Genomic DNA, 24431 nt, shown 5'->3' on the forward strand with positions numbered 1-24431 from the left:
GCGCTTGCTTCGTCGTCCCGGCCATCCCTGGCCGGGCTAGCAGCCTGTTTTTCAACAGCCTGCTAGTTCAGCGTCACCCGGCCCGGATCCAGACTGCGCCGGCCTTCCTGCGCGAAGGCCGCGATCGCGGCGGCGATGCCCGGATCCGCCAGCAGGCGGGCATGGCCGAGGCCTTGCGTGGTCAGCAGCGGTACCCGCGCAGCGCGGGCGATACGTGCGCCGTCGGCGTGTGGGATCACCCGGTCGGCGTGGTCGTGTACCACCAGCAGCTCGCCGCTGAAGCGCTGCGCCAGCGCGGCGATGTCCAGCGCCGCGGCGGGCACGCCGGTCAGGCGCTCCATGCGGGCGACGAAGGCGGCTTCGGCGCGCTGCGGCAGGGCCAGCCGGCGGCTGGTCCGCTGCAGCACCTCGGCGTAGTGGGCGGGGGCTGCGACCACCACTGCACGCTCGGCGCGCAGGCCGTGGGCCAGTGCATACAGCACGGCGCCGCCGCCCATCGAGTGGCCGATCACCGCCTCGACGCTGCCCAGCTCGGGACGGCTCTCCAGCAGGGCGTCGGAGAACACCGTCGGCGAGGCGAACTCGCCCGGCGTGCGGCCGTGGGCGGGCGCGTCCAGCGCCAATACCTGCAGGCCGCGGGCGACCAGGGCGCGGGCGATCGGCGCGAACTGCGCGGCACTGCCCTGCCAGCCGTGCAAGGCGAGCACGCGCGGACCGCTGTGGCCCCAGCGCAGGCCGGTCAGGCCGAAGCGCAGGGTCACCGGCTCGGCGTCCTCGGGCTGCGGACGCGGCGGCAGCGGGCGCGGGCGAGTGGCATAGCCGGCAACCAGCTCGGCGGTGAATTCGGGGAACAGTCGGCCGAGGGTGGAGCCGAGCGGACGCAGGGCGGCAGGCGACATGGGGTGCTCCTTGGACGCGGGTCCAGATCAGTTGCAATGTGCAACCGCAGAAGACGCTAGCGCGATCAGTTGCAGTTTGCAACCCAACCCGCCATGCTCGCGTTCATGAGCCCGCATCTCGCCCTTGGCGCCAGCCCTGCCGCCGATCCCCACTCGCCCTGCCCGATCGCCCGCGCGCTGGAGATCGTCGGCGAGCGCTGGTCGCTGCTGATCCTGCGCGAGGCCTTCATGGGCCAGCGCCGCTTCAACGATTTCGAGCGGCGCCTGGGCATCGCCCGCAACATCCTGTCGGCGCGGCTCAAGCACCTGGTCGAGCGCGGCGTGCTGTCGCGCGAGCCTTCGCGCGAGGACGCCCGGCAGATCGAGTACCGGCTGACGCCGATGGGCAAGGCCCTGTTTCCGGTGCTGGTGTCGATGGCGCAGTGGGGCACGCAGTGGGCGCCCTGCGAGGAGACCGCGCTGGAGCTGCGCAACGCCGACACCGGCGCGCCCCTCGCCGCCCTGCGCGCCTTCGACGCCGAGGGCAGCGAGCTGACCCCGCGCAACCTGCGCCTGCACTGGCGCGAACCGGGCTGAAGCGGCACGCCTCGCGCGACGCGCAGGCACACTTCACGCGTCTCCGCTTCGAACCCCACGCGCATGCGCCGCATCGTCCACGTCGACATGGACGCCTTCTACGCCTCGGTCGAGCAGCGCGACGACCCGAGCCTGCGCGGGCGCCCGGTGGTGGTCGCCTGGAAGGGCGCGCGCTCGGTGGTCTGCGCGGCCAGCTACGAGGCCCGCGTGTTCGGCATCCGCTCGGCGATGCCGGCGATCCGCGCCGAGCGCCTCTGCCCAGACGCGGTGTTCGTGCCGCCCGACTTCGCCCGCTACAAGGCGGTCTCGGCCCAGGTGCGGGCGATCTTCGCCAGGCACACTGCGCTGATCGAGCCGCTGTCGCTGGACGAGGCCTATCTGGATGTCAGCGCCGACCTGCAGGGCCTGGGCTCGGGCACGGCGGTGGCCAAGGCGATCCGCGCCGAGATCCGCGACACCACGCAGCTGACCGCCAGTGCCGGCGTGGCGCCGAACAAGTTTCTGGCCAAGATCGCGTCCGACTGGCGCAAGCCCGACGGCCTGTTCGTGATCCGGCCAGAACAGGCCTTGGATTTCCTGACGCCGCTTCCGGTGGGCAAGCTGCCCGGCGTCGGCAAGGTGATGCAGGCCAAGCTGGCCGAGCTCGGCATCCAGCGCGTGGGCGAGCTGCGCGATCTGGGTGCCGAGGCGCTGATCGCCCGCTTCGGCCGCTGGGGCCGGCGCCTGCACGAGCTGTCGCTGGGCATCGACGAACACCCCGTCGAGCCGGAACGACCCAGCCTGCAGATCTCAGCCGAGGACACCTTCGCGGTGGATCTGGACCTCGACGCGATCGGCGCCGAGCTGGAGCCGCTGGCGCGCAAGGTCTGGGCTTCGGCGCAGCGCTCGCAGCGGATCGGCCGCACCGTGGTGTTGAAGCTCAAGACCACCGACTTCCGCATCCTCACCCGCAGCCTCAGCCCGGAATCACCGCCGGCGTCCTGGCAGGAACTGCTGGAGATCGCACTGGCCCTGCGCACGCGGGTCGAGCTGCCGAAGCGCACGCGCTATCGGCTGGCGGGCGTCGGGCTGGCGAATCTGGTGGAGGCGGAGAGCCTGCCGCGGCAGGGCAGTCTGTTCGGGCGCGGGGAGTGAGCCGCCGGATGTGGTGCCTGCTGCTGCAGGTCTTGGCTTGAGCGTTGCGCAGCAGGGCGAACGAGGTTCGCAGCGCCAGCGCGCGGGGACCGCTGGGTCAGCGACGCGCCAGCAGGTAAGCCGCGCCGTCGCAGATCGCGAGGCCCCAGTACCAGGCCGGCACCAGCACTTCGTGGCGAACGCGATCCAGCGTGTGCAGCAGGGTGAGGGCGAACATGGTGAGCTCCGTGGGCCGCTTCGAGCAGCCGGGATGGGCTTGGGCGATGCCTGTGACCAGCAGCTTCCGTGCCAGAGTCCGGAAAGCGGAACCGCTCACACTTCGCCCCGTCCGCGCGCCGACCGGTGCACCGGTCACGGCGGAAAACCGTCCGCTGGTCGATGCGCGGCTGAACCCCGAAACACTTCCTTACAGTCGCAGGACAAGCGCGTGCGCGCTGCGGCACTAGCTGACGCGGCTTGACAGCCCGCCGCACAGGACACACACACTCGCCCGCTACCCACGCATGGACGCCCGCATGGCCGACGCCCCGCAGACCTCGCAGTTCGCCCTGCTCGCGCAGCGCCGCTTCCTGCCGTTTTTCCTTACCCAGGCGCTCGGCGCCTTCAACGACAACCTGTTTCGCAACGCGCTGATCGGCCTGGTCATCTACCGCGTCGGCACCGATCAGGAGCAGAGCCTGCTGTACTCGAACATCGCCGCGGCGCTGTTCATCCTGCCCTTCTTCCTGTTTTCGGCCAGCGCAGGGCAGATCGCCGAAAAGTACGAGAAGGCGCGGCTGATCCGGATCATCAAGTTCGCCGAGATCCTGGTCATGATGGCGGCCGCGGTGGGCTTTGCCTTGGGCTCGGTCGAGCTGCTGCTGGGCGTTCTGTTCCTGATGGGCACGCAGTCGGCCTTCTTCGGCCCGCTCAAGTACTCGCTGATGCCGCAGCACCTGAAGCCCTGGGAGCTGGTCGGCGGCAATGCCTGGGTCGAGGCCGCGACCTTCATGGCGATCCTGCTCGGCTTCCTCGCGGGCGGGCCGCTGATGCAGCTGGAAAACGCCGATCTCTGGGTGTCGGTCTGCGTGATCGGGCTCGCCCTCGTCGGCTGGCTGGTCAGCCTGGCGATCCCGCCGGCGCCGCCGACCGCGCCGGAGCTCAAGTTCAACTGGAACGCGATCAGCGAAATCGGCCACACGCTCGGCACCCTGCGCGGCCGCACCGCGGTGCTGAACTCGGTGCTGGGCATCAGCTGGTTCTGGTTCTACGGCTCGCTGGTGCTGGCCCAGCTGCCGGTCTACGCGCGTGACACGCTCGGCGGCGAGGCCGCGGTGATGTCGGTGCTGCTGGCGGTGTTCGCGGCCGGCATCGGCGTCGGCTCACTGCTGTGCGAGAAGCTCTCGGGCCACAAGATTGAGATCGGCCTGGTGCCGCTGGGGGCAATCGGCCTGTCGGTGTTCGGCATCGATCTCTATTTCGCCCAACCCGCAGACGTCGGCGCACTCGGGCAGTCGGTGAGCGAAGTGTTCGGCCAGCCCGGGCGCTGGCGCGTGCTGATGGATCTCGCCCTGATCGGCCTGTTCGGCGGCTTCTTCATCGTGCCGCTGTTCGCGCTGATCCAGTCGCGCACGCCGCGCGAGGAAGTCTCGCGGGTGATCGCCGCCAACAACATTCTCAATGCCCTGTTCATGGTGCTGGCGGCCGGGCTCGCGATTGGCCTGACCGCGCTGGAGCTGAACATCCCGCAGATCCTGCTGGTCACCGCGATACTCAATGCGCTGGTGGCCTGGCACATCTTCCGGCTGGTGCCGGAGTTCCTGATGCGCTTCCTGGTCTGGCTGCTGATGAGCCTGCTGTACCGCCTGCGCGTGCGTGGCGTCGAACAGGTACCGGACGAAGGCGCCGCGCTGGTGGTCTGCAACCATGTGAGCTTCATGGACGCGCTGCTGATCTCGGCCTCGGTGCGGCGTCCGATCCGCTTCGTCATGTACTACAAGATCTTCAACATCCCGGTGCTGAGCTGGGTGTTCCGCACCGCCAAGGCGATTCCGATCGCCGGCGCCAAGGAAGACCCCGCGCTCATGGAGAAGGCCTTCGCCGAGATCGATGCGGCACTCGCCGCTGGCGAGCTGGTCGGCATCTTCCCCGAGGGCCAGATCACCCGCAGCGGCGAGATCAACCCCTTCCGTTCCGGCGTCGAACGCATCCTCGCCGCCCGCCCGGTGCCGGTGGTGCCGATGGCCCTGCGCGGCATGTGGGGCAGCCTGTTCAGCCGCCGCGACTCGGCCCTGCGGCGCATGCGCCTGCCGCGCCGTTTCCGTGCCCATATCGAGCTGGCGATTGCTTCCGCCCTGCCGCCCGAACAGGCGACAGCCGCGGCGCTGCAGGACCGGGTGCAGGCGCTGCGGGGGGAGTGGGCTTAGGGTGGGCCCTGGCCCACCATGAGCTCGACGCTCGCCCCGGTCTTGTTTCGCCGCTTCGTCTCTCGAAGCGAAGAGCTGAAGCTTTCGGTCAGTCCTTCAGGCGGCCGGACCGAGCGCTCTTCATAGGATGGGCCCTGGCCCACCATGAACTCGACGCTCGCCCCGGTCTTGCTTGGTCGCCCGGTCGCCCTGTCGCTTGAAGCGAGGAAGCGACGAACCAGGACCGAGACGAGCGTGGAGCTCTCGGTGGGCCAGGGCCCACCCTATGGCAGCCGCGAGGGCGCAGCCCGCAGGGCTGTCCGCAAGCACTTGCTCTTCGCTTCCAGCGACAAACGCACAGAGCCAGACCGAGGCGAGCGTGGAGCTCATGGTGGGTCAAGACCCACCCTGTGAGATCGGAGCACCAAGGCCGAAGCGGAGCTCATGGTGGGCCAGGGCCCACCCTATGACAGCACCGAGGTCGGTGCCGCCCGCACGCGGGAATGGCCATGGATGGCCATGCTTTGGGAGCGCGGAAGTGCTCACGGAAAGCTCTTGCTCTTCGCTTCGAGCGACGAAGCGACGAAGCGACGAAGCGACGAAGCAAGACCGAGGCGAGAGCGGAGCCCAGGGTGGGCCAGGGCCCACCCCATGAGATCAGAACACCGAGGCTGAAGCGGAGCTCATGACGGGTCTCGACCCACCCGATCGGCGAAACCGCGCAGACCCCCTGCCCTTCGCCTCTGGACAACACCCTGCCCCCACGGCAGGGTCGAAGGTTCCCGAACCACAGTCGAAGGAGCTGCGCATGTTCCGATCCCTGGGCCTGCTCGTCGCAGGCAGCTTCGCGTTCAGCGGCGCGCAGGCCGCCGAGCAGCGTGTGCTGAATCACGAGGACCTGTGGCTGATGCCACGGGTGTCCGCACCCGTGCTGAGCCCGGACGGTCGCCACGTGGTGTTCACCCTCACCGAGCCCGCCTACAAGGCCGAGGATCAGGTCAGCGACCTGTGGCTGGTGCCGGCCGATGGCAGCGCCGAGCCGCGTCGCCTGACCGCCTCGCGCGCGCCGGAAGCCGGCGTGGTCTGGAGCCGCGACAGCCGCCGCATCGCGTTCTCGACCAAGCGCGAGGCCGATGCGCAGAATCAGATCTACGTGCTCGACGTCGATCGCGCCGGCGAGGCGCAGCGCGTCACCAGCCTCAGCACCGGCGCGCGCACGCCGCAGTTCTCGCCCGACGGCCAGCGCATCCTGTTCGTCAGCAACCTGCACCCGGATGCCGCCAGCGAAGAGGACAGCAAGCGCCTCGCCGAGGAGCAGAAGAACCGCAAGTACAACGCCCGGGTCTACACCGGCTTCCCGATCCGCAACTGGGACCGCTGGCTGGACGAGACCCGCCCACGCGTCTTCGTGCAGACCCTCGGCGAAGCCGAGGCCCGCGACCTGCTGGCCGGCACGGCGCTGCTGAAGAACTCCGGCTACGACGGCCGCACCACGCCGGGCAGCTCGGAGCTGGAGCCGGTGTGGGCGCCGGACGGCGAGTCCATCGTGTTCGTCGCCACCACCAACCGCGACCGCTCGGCCTTCGACTTCACCCATGCCGATCTCTGGCAGGTGCCGGTGGCCGGCGGCGAGCCCAGGCGCCTGACCAATGCCGGCGTGGATGGCGTCGGCGACAGCTATGCCACGCCGCGCTTCACGCCCGACGGCCGCCAGCTGCTGGCCTTGGTTAACGCGCGCAGCGGGCGGATCTACACGACCACCGATCTCGCCCGCATCGACTGGCCGGCAGGCAGCGAGTCGCGACTGCGCGTTCCGGGTGATCTCGCGGTCAGCAGCTATGCGGTCAGCGCCGACAGCCGCAGCGTGTATCTGTCCGCGGAGCATGAGGGCTACGAGAAGCTGTGGCGCGCGGATGCGCGCAGCGGCAAGGTCGAACTGGCCTTCGCACCCGAGCGCGGCGTCTACACCCTGGTCAATGCAGGCGGTCGCGGCGGCGAAGCGCGGATCATCGCCCTGCATGAGCACGCCGCGCAGCCGCCGGAAGTGGTGCGCATCGAGCGCGGCGGCCGCGCCGTGCCGCTGACCCGCTTCACCGCCGAGCGCGTGGCGGCACTCGACCTGCCGCCGGCCGAGCACTTCTGGAGCACCGCGCCCAACGGCAAGCAGATCCACAACCTGCTGATCCGCCCGCCGGGCTTCGATCCTGCGAAGAAGTACCCGCTGTTCGTGGTCATCCACGGCGGCCCGCACACCATGTGGCGCGACATGTGGGTGCTGCGCTGGCATTACCACCTGCTGGCCGCGCCGGGCTATGTCGTTCTGCTGACCAACTACACCGGCTCGACCGGCTTCGGCGAGGCTTTTGCCCAGGGCATCCAGGGCGATCCGCTGAAAGGGCCTTCGGACGAGATCAACGACGCCGCCGACGAGGCCATCGAGCGCTACGCCTTCATCGACGGCGAGCGCCAGTGCGCCGGTGGCGCCAGCTACGGCGGTCATCTCGCCAACTGGCTGCAGGCCAGCACCACCCGCTACCGCTGCCTTGTCAGCCATGCCGGCCTGATCAACCTGGCCTCGCAGTGGGGCACCTCCGACATCGCCTACGGCCGCGAAGTGGCGCAGGGTGGGCCGCACTGGGAGGACATTCCGCTGTGGAACGAGCAGAGTCCGATCCGTTACGCCGCCAACTTCAAGACCCCGGTGCTGGTGACCTTCGGCGAGAACGATTTCCGCGTGCCGATCAACAACGGCCTGGAGTACTGGGCGGTGCTGCAGCGCCAGCAGGTCGAGAGCCGGCTGGTGGTCTTCCCCGACGAGAACCACTGGATCCTGAAGGGCGAGAACAGCCGCTACTTCTACCAGGAAGTCCACGACTGGCTGGCGCGCTGGCTGGGGGCGGGCGGCTGAGGCCGCGTCCGCCGATGCTGCGCTGCGCGAACGGGGCCTGCGGGCCCCGTTCGTCTGTGCAGGGCAGGCAACGCACACGGCACAATCGTTGCACGCGGCTCATACTTGGCCTGATTCCGTCAATGTTCTGGCGTGCGACCTTCCGCCGCCCTCCCGTGCAGCGAGTGCGAGGCTTATGAGCTCCGATGACGTTCTCCGGCTGCTGGACGAGCCGCCGCCACAGCCCGAGCTCGAACCCTGGCATGTGCTCGTCGTCGACGACGATCCCGAAGTGCACGAAGCCACCCGCCTGGCCCTGCGCGGCACGCAGCTGCTGGGCCGGCCGCTGCAGCTGGAGCACGCCCATTCCGCGCGCGAGGCGCGCACGCGCCTGGCCGAGCCGGGCGAGCTCGCGGTGATCCTGCTCGACGTGGTGATGGAAACCGAACAGGCCGGCCTTGAACTGGTCGATTTCATCCGCAGCGCCTGCGGCCTGCTGCAGACGCGGATCATCCTGCGCACCGGCCAGCCCGGCTATGCGCCGGAGCTCGGCATCGTCGACCGCTACGACATCAACGACTACCGCACCAAGTCCGAGCTGACCCGCACGCGGCTGATCACCGCGCTGTCCGCGGCCCTGCGCAGCTACGAGCAGATCCGCACCATCGCCGAGAACCGCCGCGGTCTGGAGCTGATCGTGCGCGCCGCGCCCGGCCTGCTGCGGCCGCAGGCGCTGGGCGCCTTCGCCGAGGGCGTGCTGGTGCAGCTCGCCGCCCTGCTGAAGGTGCGCATCGAGGGCATCGTCTGCGCCCAGCGCGGCTCGCCCTTCGACCGCGGCGATCGCCGCATGTACGTGGTCGGCGCCGCCGGCCAGCTCGGCAGCCACGTCGGCCAACCGCTGGATGCACTGCCGGACAGCGCCGCGGTCAGCGCCCTGCAGGCGGCCTTCGAGCGGCGCGCGCACGTGTTCAACGGCCACCAGAGCGTGCTGTTCCTCGACTGCGGGAACTGCGATGCGGCGGTTTACATCGCCTGTCCCGAGCGCCCGCTGGAAAGCGTCGACCGCCAGCTGCTGGAAGTGTTCGGCGCCAACATCACGGGGTGCTACGCCAACCTGCGGCGCTTCGAAGAGGTGACCTTCACCGCCTACCACGACGGCCTGACCGGCCTGCTCAACCGCAGCGGCTTCCTGCGCGCGCTCAACGAGCGGCCGATGCCGGCCGGCGCGCGCTGGATCGCCCTGATCGATCTGCGTCAGTTCGCCGATCTCAACGATGGCCTGGGCCAGGACGTCGGCGACCTGCTGCTGCAGGCGGTGACGCAGCGGCTGCAGCAGCAGCTGGGCGAACACTGCAGCCTCGCGCGCATCGACGGCGACGTGTTTGCGGTCGCCGGGCCGAGGCGCTGGGTCAACGTCGACACCCTGCAGAGCCTGTTCATCGATCCCTTTCCCTGCGGTGGCCACCGCCTGCCCACCCAGGCCGCCCTGGGTCTCGCGGAGTGCGTCGCCGGCCCCGACGGCGCCCTGGCCAGCCTGCGCCGCGCGGGCATCGCGCTGAAGCGCGCCAAGAGCGGCGGCCACGCCGGCCATGCCTTCTTCCAGCCCGAGATGGAGGAGCGCATGCGCGAGCGTCTGGCCTTGGCCCACCGCCTGCGCGATGCCCTGGAAGCCGGCGCCCTGGAAGTCTGGTACCAGCCCAAGATCGAGCTGGCCAGCGGCCGCCTCGACGGCCTGGAGGCGCTGGCGCGCTGGCCGGATCCCGAGGCCGAGGGCGGCATGCGCTCGCCCGCGGTGTTCATCCCGCTGGCCGAGTACACCGGCCTGATCGGCCGCCTCGGCGAGTTCGTGCTGGAGCGCGCCTGCCAGGCCCTGCAGGTGCTGGACGCCGATGGCCAGCCGCCGCACCGCCTCGCCGTCAACGTCGCCATGCCGCAGCTGCGGCAGGCGCGCTTCGTCGGCCGCGTGCGCAGCCTGCTGCAGCGTCACGGGCTGGAGCCCACACGACTGGAGATCGAGATCACCGAGTCGGTGGCGCTGGAGGACCCGCGGGTAGTGCGGGCCTCGCTGGAGGCCCTGCGCGCGCTCGGCGCCACGGTGGCGATCGACGACTTCGGCACCGGCTATTCCTCGCTGGCGCAGCTGCGCGACATGCCGATCGACGTGCTCAAGCTCGACCGCAGCTTCGTGCAGGCGCTGGACGCAGCACCCGGCGTCGCCTTCGCCGAGACCATCGTGCGCATGGCCCACCGGCTCGGGCTGGCGACGGTGGCCGAAGGCGTGGAAACCCCGGAACAGGCGCAGACCCTGGAGCGTCTGGGCTGCACCAGCGCGCAGGGCTTCCTGTTTGCCCGCCCGATGCCGCTGCCGGCCCTGCGCGACTGGCTGGCGCGGCGCGCGCCAGAAAGCGCCTGAGGCGCTGCCCGATGCTGCGACCGGCCAGCCTCGCCAGCCTGTGCCTGCTGCTCGGCGGCCTGCTGCTGACCGCGCTGGTCGACCTCACGGACCAGAAGTCGCAGGAGGCGCTGTGGAAGACCCAGGCGGTGGCCGAAGCCGAGCGTGTCGGCAACGAGCTGCGCTATCGCGTCCTGCGCGAGCGCGCCTCGCTGGTCGCCGTGGCCACCCTGTACTCGGGCTCCGAGCACGTCACCAGCGCCGAGCTGCGCGAATCGGTCGAGGTGATCCGGCGCAGCCGCGGCAGCGCCCGCCTGCCTCTGGTCGCCTGGCTCACCGACTCCGCCGACGGCGCTTGGCAGGTCGAGCAGAGCTCGGGTCCGGGGGGGCTGCTGGCCGAAGGACGCCCGCTGCAGGGCCCGCAGCCGCTGCTGCGGACCCTGGCGCTGGCCCGCAGCGCCGCGCCCGAGCTGCAGATCGGCGAGCTGTTCGAGCAGGAGGGCCGCAGCCTGCTGGCGCTGGCGGTGGCGGCGCCCAACGCCGGCCGCAGCGGCGTGCTTATGGAAGTGATCGCCTTCGACGAGCTGCTCGGACAGGTCGGCATGGATCGCCTGCACCAGGGCATGCACCTGCGCATCCTGCACCCGCTTTCGCCGGCGACCGATCACGCGCGCCTGCCGGCGCTCACCTCGGCAGCCGAGGCGGAACACCGGCAGTCGATCGACATGGGCGCGCACGCCTGGCTGCTGGAATGGTCCTTCGACCGCGATTTCAACGGGCGCCTGCCGCCGTCGCGGCGGTTGGCGCTGTGGCTGGCCGGCGCCCTGGTCTCGCTGTCGCTGGCCTATGCCTTCCACAAGACCCTGGACCAGAAACGTCGGGTCGAGAACGAAGTGCGCAAGCAGCGGGCCGAGCTGGAGGCGACCTATGCCGAGCTGCATGCCGCCGTACGGTCGCTGGCCGCACAGGAGCGGATGGCGGCGCTGGGCCAGCTGGTCGCCGGCGTCGCCCACGAGCTGGGCACGCCGATCGGCAACGCCCTGCTGGCGGCGACCACGGTCGACGCCCGCAGCCGCGAGACCCTGGCCGAGCTCAAGCGCGGCCAGCTGCGCATGTCGGTGCTGGTCGACCAGCTGGAGGCCAGCGGCGATGCCGCCCGCCTGGTCGAGCAGAACCTCGAACGCGCCAGCGAGCTGCTGCACAGCTTCAAGCAGGTCGCGGTCGACCGCGCCAGCGAGCGGCGCCGCGAGTTCGACCTGAAGACCACTCTGGAGGAGATCGTCGCCAGCCTGAGCCCGCAGCTGCGCGGCACGCCGCACCGGCTGACGCTGGAAGTGCCGGCGGGCATCCGCCTGCACAGCTACCCGGGTCCGCTCGGCCAGATCATCAGCAACCTGGTGATGAACTCGCTGAAGCACGGCTTCGCCGGCGAGCGCGCCGGCCACATCCGGATCGCCGCCGAATCGCCGGCGGGCAAGCGGGTCCGCCTCGTCTACAGCGATGACGGCGTCGGCATCGATGAGGCCGTGCGCGGCCGCGTGTTCGAGCCCTTCTTCACCACCCGGCTGGGCAGCGGCGGCAGCGGGCTCGGCCTGCACATCGTCCTGAACCTGGCGCGCGACGTCCTCGGCGGCGAGATCCGCTGCGAGCCGGCCGCACAGGGCGCACGCTTCGTACTGGAGCTGCCCCTGCAGGCACCGCTGTCCGGGCCCCCTGCGCCCTCCGCGTGAGCAGCGCCAGCACTGCCGCCCCCCTCACGCCCCGATTGCGCGCCGTTCACGGGAGTGAGCTAATGCGCGGCGGTACTCCATGGGGGAGGACCGGGGCGCTCTTCGTGGGCGCCCGAACCGGATCCAGAGTTTTCAGGGGGAAGCACACATGCGCAGGCATTCGCCGCGTAAATCCTTGGTGTGGCTGTGTGGCTGCCTGATCGGCGGCCTGGGCGCGTGGTCGGCCCTTCCGGCCCAGAACGCCGGCGCGTTCGAGTACGAATTCGCGGAGATCAGTGAAGGCGAGGCCCTCGCGGCCCCCGGCAAGCCGGGTGCGCCATCGAACGGCTCGACCCTGCGCGCGGCGCCCGCCCTGCTGGGCATGGGCTACGACGGCGAAGTCGAGCCCAACAACAGCAGCGCCAGCGCCAGTCCGCTGGCCGGGCGCCAGGGCGTGGTCCGGGCCAAGCTCTGGCCGGCCGCCGACATCGACTTCTTCGCGATCGAGGCACAAGCCGGCGACCGTCTCTACGCGGGGGTGATGACCTCCGCCTCCGCCGGCTCCGGCAGCGATTCGCTGCTGCGGGTGATCGCGCCCGACGGCACCACGGTCATCGAGGCCGACGACAACGACGGCACTTTCGCCGCAACTTCGTCGGGCCTCGCCGGCACCACCCTGGCCAGTGCCGGCACCTACTACCTGCAGGTGAGCTCGCCCAGCGCGACGGCCACCGTGCGGCCGTACGAACTGCACTATCGCCTGCAGGCCGGCACGCCTACGCCGGAAGTGGAGCCCAACGACACGCCGGCGACCGCCACCCCGCTGCCAGCCAGCGGCTGGGTCAGCGGCGCGCGCGGCGTGGCCGCCGCCACCGAGCAGGACTGGTACAGCCTGAGCCTCAACGCCGGCGACACCGTCTTCCTGTCGCTGGACCTCGACCCCGAGCGCGACAACGTGCAGTGGGATGGTCGCCTGGGCTTCGGCCTGTTCGGCGACGCCAGCAACCAGATCCTGGTCGCCAACGACGCATCCACGGGTTCGGTGACCAACCCGCTGTCGGAATCCATGTTCATCACGGTCAAGGAAGCCGGCACCTATTTCGCCTTCGTCGACTCGGCCAGCGCGGCGGTTGGCGGGCCCACCGCCACCTACCAGCTGAGCGTCACCGTGCAGCCGGCCGCCAACGAGGGACTGAACTGCACGACCTACACCAGCACCAATGTGCCGGTGGCAATCGGCCCCAACGCCGGGCTTGCGACCTCGACCATTACCGTGCCCGGCAATCCGCGGATCGCCGACCTCGATGTCAGCATCCAGCTCAACCACACGTTCATGAGCGACATCGACGCCCAGCTGGTCTCGCCGGGTGGCAACAGCATCGGCCTGTTCACCGACATCGGTGCCACCACTGCCGGCGGCCAGGCGCAGATGGATACCGTGTTCGACGACGAGGCGGCGATCCCGCCCGCGTTCACCGCCCTGCGCGGCCTGGCGCTGAAGCCGGAGCTCGCCTACCGTCTGGCCTGGTTCGACGGCACCGATGCCGGCGGCACCTGGACCCTGGAGCTGCGCGACGACGCTGCTGGCGACGGCGGCAACCTCACCGGCTGGAGCCTGCGGGTCTGCGAAGCGCCGCCGCCGCCGACCTGCGCCGCCGGTTTCACCCCGGTCACTGTGTACAGCACCGATTTCGAAGCGGGTGCGGCAGGCTTCACCAGCAGCGGCACCGCCAACGAGTGGGAGCTGGGCCTGCCCGCGACGGCGGCGACCACGACCGCCAATCCGATCGCTGCCTTCAACAGCTGCGCCAGCGGCAGCAGCTGCTGGAAGACCGACCTTGACGGCACCTATGACGTCAGCAGCTCGCAGGACCTGCTGTCGCCGAACATCGACCTGAGCGGCCTGCAGCCGCCGGTGCTGGTGCGCTGGTCGCAGCGCTACCAGATGGAGAGCGCCAGCTTCGACCGCTACCACGTCGATTACCGCCAAGTCGGCGGCGGCAACGGCCTGCGCCTGTTCGAGTGGGCGGATGCCACCATGGCCAATGCCGCGGGCAGCCCCGCGGTGAACATCCCGGCCGCCGCCGGCTGGAGCCAGAACCTCGTGCGCGCGGACGCGCTGGCCGGCCAGAACACCGAGCTGCTGTTCCATCTGGACAGCGACACCACGGTGAACTTCGCTGGCGTGGCGATCGACGACGTCAGCGTCACCGCCTGTCGTGCGCTGAGCGCCGACCTTGCGATCACCAAGACCAATGGCAGCACCACTTCGGTGCCCGGCGGCAGCACCACCTACACGATCACCTCGAGCAATGCCGGCCCGGATGCAGTGACCGGCGCCACCGTGGCAGACACCTTCCCGGCCGCGCTGAGCTGCAGCTGGACCTGTGTGGGCGCCGGCGGCGGCACCTGCACCGCCGCAGGCAGCGGCAACCTCAGTGATTCGGTGAACCTACCGGCCGGCGGCAGCGTGACCTACACCGCGACCTGCACGATCGATGCCTCGGCCACCGGCACGCTCAGCAACACCGCGACGATCAGCAGCACGGTGACCGACCCGACGCCCGCCAACAACAGCGCGACCGACACCGACACGCTGAGCCCACAGGCGGATCTGTCGATCACCAAGACCGACGGCCAGACCGCGGTCACCGCGGGCGGCTCGACCGTGTACACCATCACCGCCAGCAATGCCGGCCCCAGCAATGCGCCGGGCAGCACGGTCGCGGACACCTTCCCGGCCGCCTGCACCAGCGTCAGCTGGACCTGTGTCGCCGCGGGCGGCGGCACCTGCACCGCGGCGGGCAGCGGCAACATCAGCGATTCGGTGAACCTGCCGGTCGGCGCCAGCGTGAGCTACACCGCGACCTGCGCGATCTCGGCGGCGGCCAGCGGCACGCTCAGCAACACCGCAACCGTCAGCAGCGCCGTGACTGACCCGACGCCGGGCAACAACGCGGCGACCGACAGCAGCACCCTGCTGCCGCCCGGGGCACTGGGCGCCAGCCCGAGCGCACTGGCCTTCGGCACGGTGAACGTCGGCAGCACCAGCCCCAGCCAGACTGTGACGCTGACGAACAGCGGCGGCAGCCCGCTGACGGTGTCCAGCCTGAGCGCAGCGGCTGCGCCCTTCGCCCTTGCTGGCGGCAGCTGCGGCGCGGTGCCGATCGTTCTCGCCGCCGGTGCCAGCTGCACGCTCGACTACAGCTTCAGCCCGAGCGTCGCAGGTCCGGCCGCGCAGTCGCTGACCGCGGACGCCGGCATTGCCGGCAGCACCAGCATCGCCCTCAGTGGCACCGGTGGTGTCGGCAGCCTGGGCCTGCTCGGCAGCAGCCTCGACTTCGGTCGAGTGCAGGTCGGCGCCGGCGGCCAGCTCAGCCTTACCCTCACCAACACCGGCAGCGGCAGCCTGGATGTCACGGCGCTGTCGGCGGTAGGCGCGCCGTTCGAGCAGGTTGCCGGCGGCAGCTGCGGTGCTGTGCCCTTCACCCTCGCCGCAGGCAGCAGCTGCACCCTGCTGTACCGCTTCGCGCCGACGGCGACCGGCAGCTTCAGCCAGACGGTGACGGTGGGCTCGACGGCGGGCAGCGCCACCGCCAACCTGGTCGGCATCGGCTTCGTGGTCACCGCGGTCGACGCCATGGATCCGCGCGGCCTGAGCCTGCTGGGCCTGATCCTCGGCCTGGTCGGCTGGGTGGCCCTGCGCCGACGGGGCTGATCAACCGCCAGGACGTGGCGCGACGACGCCCCCGGGCCTTCCCCGGGGGCGTCGTCGTTTGTGGGCTCCAGTGGCTTCGGACGCGCGCCGCACTGCTGCTAGAGTCCGCGCCCATGACCCCTGCCGACAGCGACATCACCGTGCTGCTCGATGCCGCCCGTTCCGGCGACGGTGCGGCCTGGCATCGGCTGGTCGAGCTCGTCTATCCCGAGCTGAAGCGGCTGGCGCGCAGCTCGCTCAGCGCCAACCGGCACCACACCCTCGACACCACCGGCCTGGTCCATGAGTGCTATCTGCGGCTGGCGCGTGCCGAGGGCACGCCGCGCGACCGCGGGCATCTGCTGAGCCTGGCGGTGCGGATCATGCGCCAGGTGCTGATCGACCATGCGCGCGAGCGGCTCGCGCAGAAGCGCGGCGGCGGCGCGATTGCGGTCACCCTCGACGACGAGGCCGCGGCCGAACTGCAGCAGTTCGAGCTGCTGGTCGAGATCGATTCTGCCCTGCAGCGCCTGGCGGCGGTCGAGCCGCGCCAGGCCGCGGTGTTCGAGCATCGCTACTTCGGCGGCCTGAACGACGAGGATGTCGCGGAGGCGCTGGGCATCTCGCCGCGCACCGCGCATCGCGACTGGGACGCGGCGCGGGCCTGGCTGGCAGAGGCGCTGAACGCGGGCAACTGAGAGACTCTCAGCGCGGCGCCGCCGCGCAGGTGTTCTTGAAGAAGCGTGGATTCACCGGCGCGCGCTGTGACTCACCCGCTCGCGGTCTGTGTAGGAGCCTGCTTGCAGGCGACCGCAGCCTGCGCCCTCCACTACCCAGCGGGTTGCGAGCAAGCTCGCTCCTACAAACAGCCGGCCTTCGCGGTGGCAAGGCGACAGCTGCAGAGGGGGTTGAGGGGTCTGCTTCTTGAGAGCTTCTCAGCCCCGCGTCGCGGGGCGGGTGTTCTCGAAGAAACATGGGGGCGTCATCCCCGCGCATGCGGGGATCCAGTGATCTGGCCGCTGCTGCAGGTCCGGTCTGGGCCCCCGCCTCCGCGGGGGCGACGAGCCAGGGGTCGCTAGACGCTGTTTGGGCCGGATTTGCACGCCGTGCTGCCGCGAAGGCGATCCAATACCATCAACCACTTACGATTCTGTTTCTTGAGAGCATGTGAGAACCATCCGCCTACTGCGGCCGCCTCTGGGCGCCTCGCTACGGCGTCCGGGTTTCCTCTCACGCTCCGAAGGTTCTCGCGCTCACGCCATAACGCTCGCACGCCTCGGCGCTGACTGCCGTCCTGCGCCGTATCGCCGCCCATGCAAGGTGAGCACTCAAGGCCGCGCGGCGCGGGCCTCATCGCGGATCTCGATCGCACGCAGGGTCCGCGCATGCTCGGCCCCGAGGCTTTCACCGAGGATGGCGATGGCTTCGGCGAAAGCCGCATCCGCAGCCTGGGGCTGCGCCGCGGCCTCGAGCGTCAGGGCACGGCCGACCTCGAACATGCCGGTCTGCCAGGCGCGCGCGCCGAGCTTGCGGCTGGCGCCTTCGATGGCCCGGGCGTGCATCGCCAGCGCGTCGTCGAAGCGCCCTTGGCGGCGATACAGGCCGCCGAGGTTGTGCATCAGGCTGAGCGTGTCGGGGTGGTCGGCCTCCAGCCGTTCGAGCTCCAGCGCCAGCACGCGCTCGTACAGCGGCGCGGCCTGGTCGAGCTGCCCCTGCAGCACAAGCAGCAGGCCGAGGTTGGCCATCGAGTTGCGGGTCAGCGCGCTGGCCTCACCGAACAACGCAAGGCGCCCGGCCAGGGCCTGCTCGAACAGCGGCTGGGCCTCGGCGTAGCGCTTCAGCTCCTGCAGCACGGTCGCAGTCTCGCTGGCGTAGCGCAGGCTGATCGAATGCACGCCCCCCAGCACGGCCTCGGCGCGCGCATGCCCGTCCTGCAGCTGCTGCAGGGCCTCGTCGAAGCTGCCGGCGTGGCGCAGGGCCACGCCGAGATCGAGCTGGGCTGAGATGGTGTCGGGATGCAGCTCGCCCAGCGTGGCCGCATAGCTCGCGCGCAGCCGGCGCAGGGTGGCCACGACCTCGGCGTCGCGGCCCAGCATGCGCAGCGAATCGGTGTGCTCCTGGCGGATGCGCGCGGTGCGCAGCGCGTCCTCGCCGAATCGATCGGCACTCAGCGCCAGCAGTTCGACCTGCAGGGCCTCGGCTCGGGCGAAGTCACCGCGGTGCCAGGCCAGCAGGGCGCGCAAGCGCTGTCGGTCCATCGCCATCGGCAGGGCGCTCGCATCGAGGCGATGGAATTCGGGCACCGCCTGCCCATCGACGTAGGCGGCCAGCGCATCCAGCTCGCCGCGATCGAGATCCAGCCAGGCGCGCTGCAGGGCGAGATCGGCCTGCACCGCCGGACGGCGCGCCTCGGCCAGCTGCGGCAGCAGGACCTGCGCCTGCTCGAGCTCGCGCAGGGCTTCGTCCAGACGCCCGAGCCGCTGGTACAGCGCGGCCAGCGCCTGGCGCACGGTCAGCTGCTCCAGCGGCGCCTGCGCGAAGCGCGTGCCGACGCTCGCGGCGGCGCGGTCCAGCGCTTCGCGCACGCTGATCTCGCGGCTCTGCGCCACCTCGGGCGAGGCCGCGGCCAGCAGGTCCTCGGTGAGGAACTGCAGGGCGCTGGTGGCCACCTGCGCCTGGTAGCTGGCGAGATCGCGCTCGGCGCGCACGCGCAGCGCCGACCAGGTGCCGAGCCCTGCCAGCACGGCCAGCACCAGGCCGGCCGCCAGCGCGGACAGCCGATGGCGCTGCAGGAACTTGCGCAGGCGGTAGCCACCCCGCCGCGGCAGCGCGCGCAGCGGGCGCTGCTCCAGGAAAGCGCGCACGTCCGCCATCAGCGCCTCGACCGTGGCGTAGCGCCGAGCCGGCTCGGTGGCGCAGGCGCAGTCGATCAGCGCGCGCAGTTCATGCGGCAGGGCCGTCACCTCGGAGCGTCGCTCGACGGCCTCCGCGTGCAGCAGGGTGGTGGCGCGGGTCAGGGCTTCGGCCTCGGCCTCGCTGCCGGCGAGCAGGCGCTGCAGCAGGCGGCCGAGCTGGTAGATGTCGGCGGCGACGGTGAGCCGCTCGCCGCGCACCTGTTCGGGGCTGGCATAGCCGGGCGTGTGCGCGTGGCTGGCCAGCGCGTCGTCCTCGCCGATCAGCTGGACGATGCCGAAGTCGAGCAGCTTGGCCTCACCGTCAGCCGCCACCAGCACGTTCGAGGGCTTGATGTCCCGGTGCAGCAGGCCGCGCGCATGCGCGTAGGCCACCGCCCCGCAGACCTGCAGGAACAGCCGCAGCCGCGCGTGCTGATCCAGCCCGGCAGCGCGCGCGAGGACATCGATGCGCTGGCCTTCGATGTACTCCATCGCCAGCCAGGGCTGGCCGTCGGCGCTGTGGCCGCCGTCCAGCAGCCGCGCGATATGCGGGTGGTTGAGGTCGGCCAGGGCCTGGCGCTCGCGCCGGAACAGGGCGCGGGCGCCCTCGTCGCTGCTGCCGCCGCCGATCCACTTCAGCGCCACGGTCTGCGCGTACTCGCCGTCGGCGCGCTCGGCGCGGTAGACCACGGCCATGCCGCCGCGGCCCAGCTCCTCGACGATGGCGAAGGGGCCGATGCGTTCGCCCGGCTGCGGCAGCCGGGCGCGCTCGCGTTCGCGCAGCAGCGAGGCGGCCGCGGCGCCCAGCAGCGCGCCGCCGGTGGCGAAGTCCTCGGGTCGGATCGGCATGCGCAGCCCCCTGCCTGATGCAGGTGCGCAGCCTAACCGGGATGTAGGCGGTTCTGCCGGCACGACGCGGATACGGACGACGCGCTCGCCTACTCGAAACCGTCGGCGAACAGCGCCGAACCCTGGAACAGCAGCACATCGGTGCGCAGCGCGGAGCTGCCGCTGCCGGCGGGTGCGGCGGCATGCGCGGCGTCGATGCGCAGCAGCACCTCGGTGTCCAGCGGCAGGGCGAGGCTGCTGCGCCACAGGCTGCTCTGGCGGACCATTGCCGGCAGCGGCGTGAAGCTCTGCCCGCGATTGAAGGACACGCTGGCGCGCGGCGCTGTGGCCACCTCGGGCGCGGTCCCGCGCACGCCCCAGAACACCCGGCTCAGCGCGGCGCTGTAGGCGATCGCCTGCGGCGCGTGTCGATCCGGCGGCGTGATGCGTGCGATGCCCGAACGGGCGACGCCGTCGAGACTGCTGAAGCTGCCGATCACCCACAGCCGGCCGTCGCTGCCGAAGCTCAGGCCATCGGCGCTGCCGGTGAAGGCCAGGCTCCAGGCCGGATCATTGGCGCCGCTCGCCTCGACCCGCTTCAGCAGCCCGCCGTTGCCGCCGAGCAGCACGCGCCCATCGGCCTGCAGGGCGATGGCGCTGACCCGCGTGGTGCCGGCATTGACGGTCGGCGCGAAGCTGGCGAGGCTGCCGTCCGCATTCAGTCGCGCGACGCGGCTGCGCGGCTGTCCGCCGATGCTGGTGAGGGCGCCGCCGACATAGACCTCGCCGTTCGGCGCGACCAGCAGGCTGTCGACGCGGCCGTTGGGATTCGGCGCGAACAGGGCCTGGGTGACGCCGTCGGCGCGGACCTTGGCGAGGTTCTGCCGGCTCTCGATGCCCAGCGCGCTGAAGCTGCCGCCGAGCACGAAGCCGCCGTCCGGGGTGATCGCGATCGCGCGGACCACCGCACTCGGATCCATCACCAGGTTGAAGCCGGTATCCAGGCTCAGGTCGGCGTTGAGCCGCGCGATCGCCCGCCGCGAAACGCCATTGATCGCGTTGAAGGCGCCGCCGACGAGGATCTTGCCGTCGGCCTGGCGCACCAGCGCATGCACGGTGCCGTCGGCGCCCACCGACAGTGGTAGCCGCGCGCCCGAGCTGTTCTCCACCAGCAGCAGATGACTGGCCACCTGCGCGCCGACTTGGGTGAAGTCGCCGCCGGCCAGCAGGCGGTCGTTGTCGAGCGGCAGCAGGGCCAGCGGCGGGCGGTTCAGCGCCGGGCTCTGCGCCGGCGCCCGGCGTCCGCGATGGTCGAGCTTGACCAGCCGACCGGCGGCGCTGCCCGCGACCTGGGCCATGTCGCCGCCCAGCCAGAGGCCGTCCTCGAAGGTGGCGAGGGTGGTGAACACGCCGGTGTCGCTGAGCACGCGCAGCTCGGCATCGACCGTGCCGTCGGCCAGCACGCGGCCGAGGTTGCGCTGCTCGACACCGTCGAGCGTGTCGAACACGCCACCCACCACGACGCTGCCGTCGGCCAGCTCGATGAGATCGGTGACATCAGGACCCGAAGGGCGCGCGAACGGCGCCACGCTGCCGTTCAGCCGCAGCAGCGGCACGCGCAGAAGCCTGTCAGCGCCGGAGGACGTCGCGCCGAAGCTGCCGGCGACCAGCACCTCGCCGTCGCGGCGCTCGAGCACCCTGCGCACGCAGCACGAGATCGGCAGCGCGACATTGTCCGGGCTCAGGCTACCGTCGGCCTTCAGACGCGCATAGCCGGTCTGCGGATTGCCGTTGACCTGGGTGAAGCTGCCGCCGACCAGCAGGTCGCCGGTGCGCGTGCGCCGCAGGTCGAGCACGTTGCCGTTGAGGCGTGCGCGGAAGCTCGCGTCGAACCGCCCCTGTGCATCCAGGCGCACAAGGGCACTGGCCTCCGGCGGCCCGGGATGCTGCCTGCCGACCAGCAGGCGACCGTCAGGCAGACGCTGCAGCGCAAACACCGTGGTGAAGGCCAGCTCCGGCTGCAGCGGCCGGCGCTGGAAGCTGCCGTTCGCGGCGAGCTCAAGGCGCGCCAACACCGCGAACTCGCTGTCGAGGAAGAACGCGCCGCCGACCCAGGCACCACCCTCGCCATCGGACTCGATCGCGTGGACGTCGCCGAAGCTCAGCGCGCGCTCGGTGCTGAGCGCCTCGCCCGCGGTGTCCAGCACCAGCAGGTCGCCGCGATCCGCGCCCCCGGCGAGCAGTCCGCTGCCGCCTACCCACAGGCGGCCATCGATCAGGGCCAGGGCGTGGATGTCGAACGCGCTCACGCGATCGGCAAAGCCCATGTCGCGACGACCGTCCGGCAGAAACCGGCGCAGCGAGGCGTTCGTGCCGTCGAAGCGCGCCGCCACGTAGACCCTGCCATCGCCGGCCTCCAGCAGCGCCTGCACGTCGGCCTGTGCGTCCAGCACCGGCGCCCAGCCATCGCGCGCGCTCTGCGCGTCTGCATCATGGGGGCCCAGCACACACAGGGCGAAAAGTAGGGCAGTCAGGGCGCATCGGATCGACATGGCGGAGCCTCGGCGTGGGTCGATCGGGGTCACGCGAAAAGGCCACGGGTTCTGCCACCGCAGACGATCGACGCGTGCAACGCTCGCGAGACAGGCGGCGCCGCCCTACTGCGGACAGCTGCCCTCGAAGCCATCCGCGAAGCCGCGCACCGCGCCATCGACAATCCGCACCTCCAGCAGGCCGAAGGGCAGCAGGGCCGCGCCGACCGGATCGGACAGCCTCAGGCGGAAGCTCTCGTCGGGCTCGCCGTCGGCATCGGCCGCGATGGCGATGGCGATGCGTTTCGGCGCGAGATCGCCCGGCGCCCAGTTCAGCACCTGGTCGGCCGGCGGCGTGTAGTCCACGCCTGGGCTGGCGCTGCCGGCTTCGTGGCGCAACTGCAGGCTGACGTTCGCCACGCCGCCGCTGGGCCGCTGCACGACGGCCTCGAAGACGCGGCCCTCCAGCGCGGTGGCGCGGCAGCCGCTGAAGCCGACCTGCTCGGGGCCGGGGTCGGTGGCGGTGTGCGATGTGGTCGCCGAGAGATTGCCGCCCGTCGCGCTGGCGAAGGCGCCGCGCAGGGCGTCGTAGGTGGCGGTGAGCGTGCGTGTGCCGACCTGCGGCGCGATCAGGCTGCAGACGCCGCGACTGACGTTCGGCGTCGCCGTCGGCTGCAGCGCGGCCTCGCAGCGCGCCGGTGGCGTGGTCGGCAGATTCACCACCGCCACGCCGTTGGGCTTGAAGGGCCCGCTGGTGGCGGTGGCCATCACCTCGACCTCGAAGGGCAGCCCCGCCGGCCACGGATCCGGCGTATCCGCCACCGTGATCGTCGCGGTGTCGAAGCTGAACTCGCTGCTGCGGCCCTCGGCGTCGGTGGCGATGGCCACGAGCACGTCATCGGCGCTGAGGCTCACGCCCGGCGGAATCGTCAGGCTGACCTGCTTCTCCGCCTGGGCCTCGGACTCCAGGTACACATCGCTGTCGAGCAGCACTTCACCCTCGTCGCCAAGCGCGCGATAGAAGTCCACGCGCAGCGGATAGCTGGCGTTGGCGGGCGCGGTGTCGACCCGGTAGCGCACCGTGAACGTGCCAGCGCCGACGGTGTAGGCCAGGATCTGCGGGTGGTTCTGGAGGTGGTTGGCGCCGCTGTCGGCATCGCCGGCATCGTTGGGCGTGCGCCCGATCGCCACGCCACCTCCGGCGGTGGAATGCGGGAAGTCGAGGCCGATGCCGGCATTGCCGAGCAGGCTGTTGCCGACGAACTCGATGCGGCTGAGCGGCAGGCCGTTCTGCACGAAGGCCACCGAGCCCAGAGCAGGCGAATTGGACGGCTGCGCGATGGCGGCCGCGAACACATTGCCCTCGCCCGCGCCGAGCCCGCCGATCCGCACGGCGTGGCCGTTGGCGCTGCTGCCGGCATCGAGAACGATGTGGTCGCGCTCGACGCCGATGCGGCTGCCGTCGACCGCGAGGCCGAACACGTTGCCCTCGATGCGCGCGGTGCGGTCCATCAGCGCGCTGGCGGTGAAGCGCAGGCCGCCGCCGAAGCCGCCCGAGAAGTTGCGCACCGGCCGCACCAGGCGGTTGTCGAGGAAGTCGATCTGCGCCACCGGCGCCGGCGGCGAAACGTTCTGCTGGCTGCGGATCTGGAAGGCATCGCGCAGCGGCAGCGGAGTGATACCGTCCGGCGCCAGCCCGATCAGGTTGCCCTGCACGCGCAGGCTGCCGGTGGCCGCGCAGACCTGTGCGCTGCCGCCACCGGGCAGGCCGTCGACATCGCGACCGCTGCCGGCGATGACGTTGCGATCCGCCGGGTCGGGCCCGCCGACCAGCACCTCGCTGGCGGTACACACCGACAGCGCCAGCACATGGCCGTTGCCGCTGTAGTCCGGCGTGGTGCCGGCGGCGGTGACGCCGAACCAGTTGCCCTGCAGCACGAAGCGCGGCCGCGCGCCCGAGATCATCGCCCCGCTGGGCAAGAACATCGCCACCCCGCGCAGGGTGAAGGCGCCCTGCCCTTCGAACAGTCGGAAGGAGTTGAACCCGGGCGCATGGGTGATCTCGATCCTGAGCTGGGCGTTGTGGGCACCGGGTGCCGGGATCGTGTTGGGCTGCGCACCGGGCTGGGTATAGCCATCGATCGTGAGCGGCTGGGTCACGCTGAAGTCGGCGGCCACGGCGATCCGGCAGACGCCAGTGCTGGCGCTGCAGCCGGGGTCGGACAGCGGAATGTCGAAGACGATCTCGTCGGCATCGATCGCGGCATTGGCGCGGGTGATCGCCCCGCGCAGCGAGCAGTCAGCCGGGGCGGCCGTGCAGGCCGTCAGCGCGCCGCTGTCGCTGCTGCTGTCGACCACGAAGGTAGCCGCCTGTGCGGACAGGGTCATCGGAGCGAGCAGCGCAGCGAGCAGGGCGGGCGGAAGCGGAAGGCGGTTCATGGAAGATCACCGATGAGGCGATGGGACATCGCGGTCATCGGGGGCACGCAAGACGGTGGCG

Annotated in this window: 12 protein-coding genes; 8 read left to right on the plus strand and 4 right to left on the minus strand. The window is 71.1% G+C overall.

Features of this window, described 5'->3' with window-relative positions; all coding sequences use genetic code 11:
* Positions 1-62: 62 nt before the first annotated feature.
* Positions 63-899, minus strand: a complete 837-nt coding sequence (locus tag Q0654_RS16575) for an alpha/beta fold hydrolase (RefSeq protein WP_298855956.1) — start codon at positions 897-899, stop codon at positions 63-65.
* 105 nt (positions 900-1004) lie between these two features.
* On the opposite strand from Q0654_RS16575, the gene Q0654_RS16580 reads away from it, so the two are divergent.
* From Q0654_RS16580 to Q0654_RS16615, 8 genes are all read left to right on the plus strand, one after another.
* Positions 1005-1475 (plus strand): helix-turn-helix domain-containing protein, encoded by a 471-nt coding sequence (locus tag Q0654_RS16580; protein WP_298855957.1) that lies wholly within the window; start codon positions 1005-1007, stop codon positions 1473-1475.
* Positions 1476-1538: 63 nt separating this feature from the next.
* Positions 1539-2609, plus strand: coding sequence for a DNA polymerase IV (gene dinB / locus Q0654_RS16585; protein WP_298855958.1), 1071 nt, complete (start codon positions 1539-1541; stop codon positions 2607-2609).
* A gap of 515 nt (positions 2610-3124) precedes the next feature.
* Positions 3125-5014 carry an MFS transporter gene (locus Q0654_RS16590; RefSeq protein ID WP_298855959.1) on the plus strand — a complete coding sequence of 630 codons (1890 nt, stop codon included), beginning with the start codon at positions 3125-3127 and terminating at the stop codon, positions 5012-5014.
* Positions 5015-5801: 787 nt separating this feature from the next.
* The gene (locus Q0654_RS16595) at positions 5802-7901 is read left to right on the plus strand and encodes a S9 family peptidase (protein ID WP_298855960.1); all 2100 of its coding nucleotides are present in this window, start codon (positions 5802-5804) and stop codon (positions 7899-7901) included.
* 175 nt (positions 7902-8076) lie between these two features.
* A complete protein-coding gene (locus Q0654_RS16600; RefSeq protein ID WP_298855962.1) occupies positions 8077-10293 on the plus strand; it encodes an EAL domain-containing protein in 2217 nt (738 codons plus the stop codon).
* Positions 10294-10304: 11 nt separating this feature from the next.
* Entirely contained in the window at positions 10305-12002 is a 1698-nt protein-coding gene (locus Q0654_RS16605) for a HAMP domain-containing sensor histidine kinase (RefSeq protein WP_298855964.1), read from the plus strand.
* A 148-nt stretch (positions 12003-12150) separates the two neighbouring features.
* On the plus strand, positions 12151-15699 hold the full coding sequence (locus Q0654_RS16610; RefSeq protein ID WP_298855966.1) for a choice-of-anchor D domain-containing protein: 3549 nt from the start codon (positions 12151-12153) through the stop codon (positions 15697-15699).
* Between the two features lie 113 nt (positions 15700-15812).
* Positions 15813-16376: an ECF-type sigma factor gene (locus tag Q0654_RS16615; RefSeq protein ID WP_298855968.1), complete on the plus strand. Its 564-nt coding sequence runs from the start codon at positions 15813-15815 to the stop codon at positions 16374-16376.
* A gap of 630 nt (positions 16377-17006) precedes the next feature.
* On the opposite strand, the gene Q0654_RS16620 is transcribed toward Q0654_RS16615, so the two are convergent.
* From Q0654_RS16620 to Q0654_RS16630, 3 genes are all read right to left on the minus strand, one after another.
* Positions 17007-19421 (minus strand): serine/threonine-protein kinase, encoded by a 2415-nt coding sequence (locus Q0654_RS16620; protein WP_298855970.1) that lies wholly within the window; start codon positions 19419-19421, stop codon positions 17007-17009.
* Between the two features lie 89 nt (positions 19422-19510).
* Positions 19511-21952 carry a delta-60 repeat domain-containing protein gene (locus tag Q0654_RS16625; RefSeq protein ID WP_298855972.1) on the minus strand — a complete coding sequence of 814 codons (2442 nt, stop codon included), beginning with the start codon at positions 21950-21952 and terminating at the stop codon, positions 19511-19513.
* Between the two features lie 105 nt (positions 21953-22057).
* Positions 22058-24370, minus strand: coding sequence for a Calx-beta domain-containing protein (locus Q0654_RS16630; protein ID WP_298855974.1), 2313 nt, complete (start codon positions 24368-24370; stop codon positions 22058-22060).
* Positions 24371-24431: the final 61 nt, after the last annotated feature.

The organism is uncultured Aquimonas sp. (genome assembly GCF_937888285.1).
In the GTDB taxonomy this organism is placed as follows: Bacteria; Pseudomonadota; Gammaproteobacteria; order Xanthomonadales; family Xanthomonadaceae; genus Aquimonas.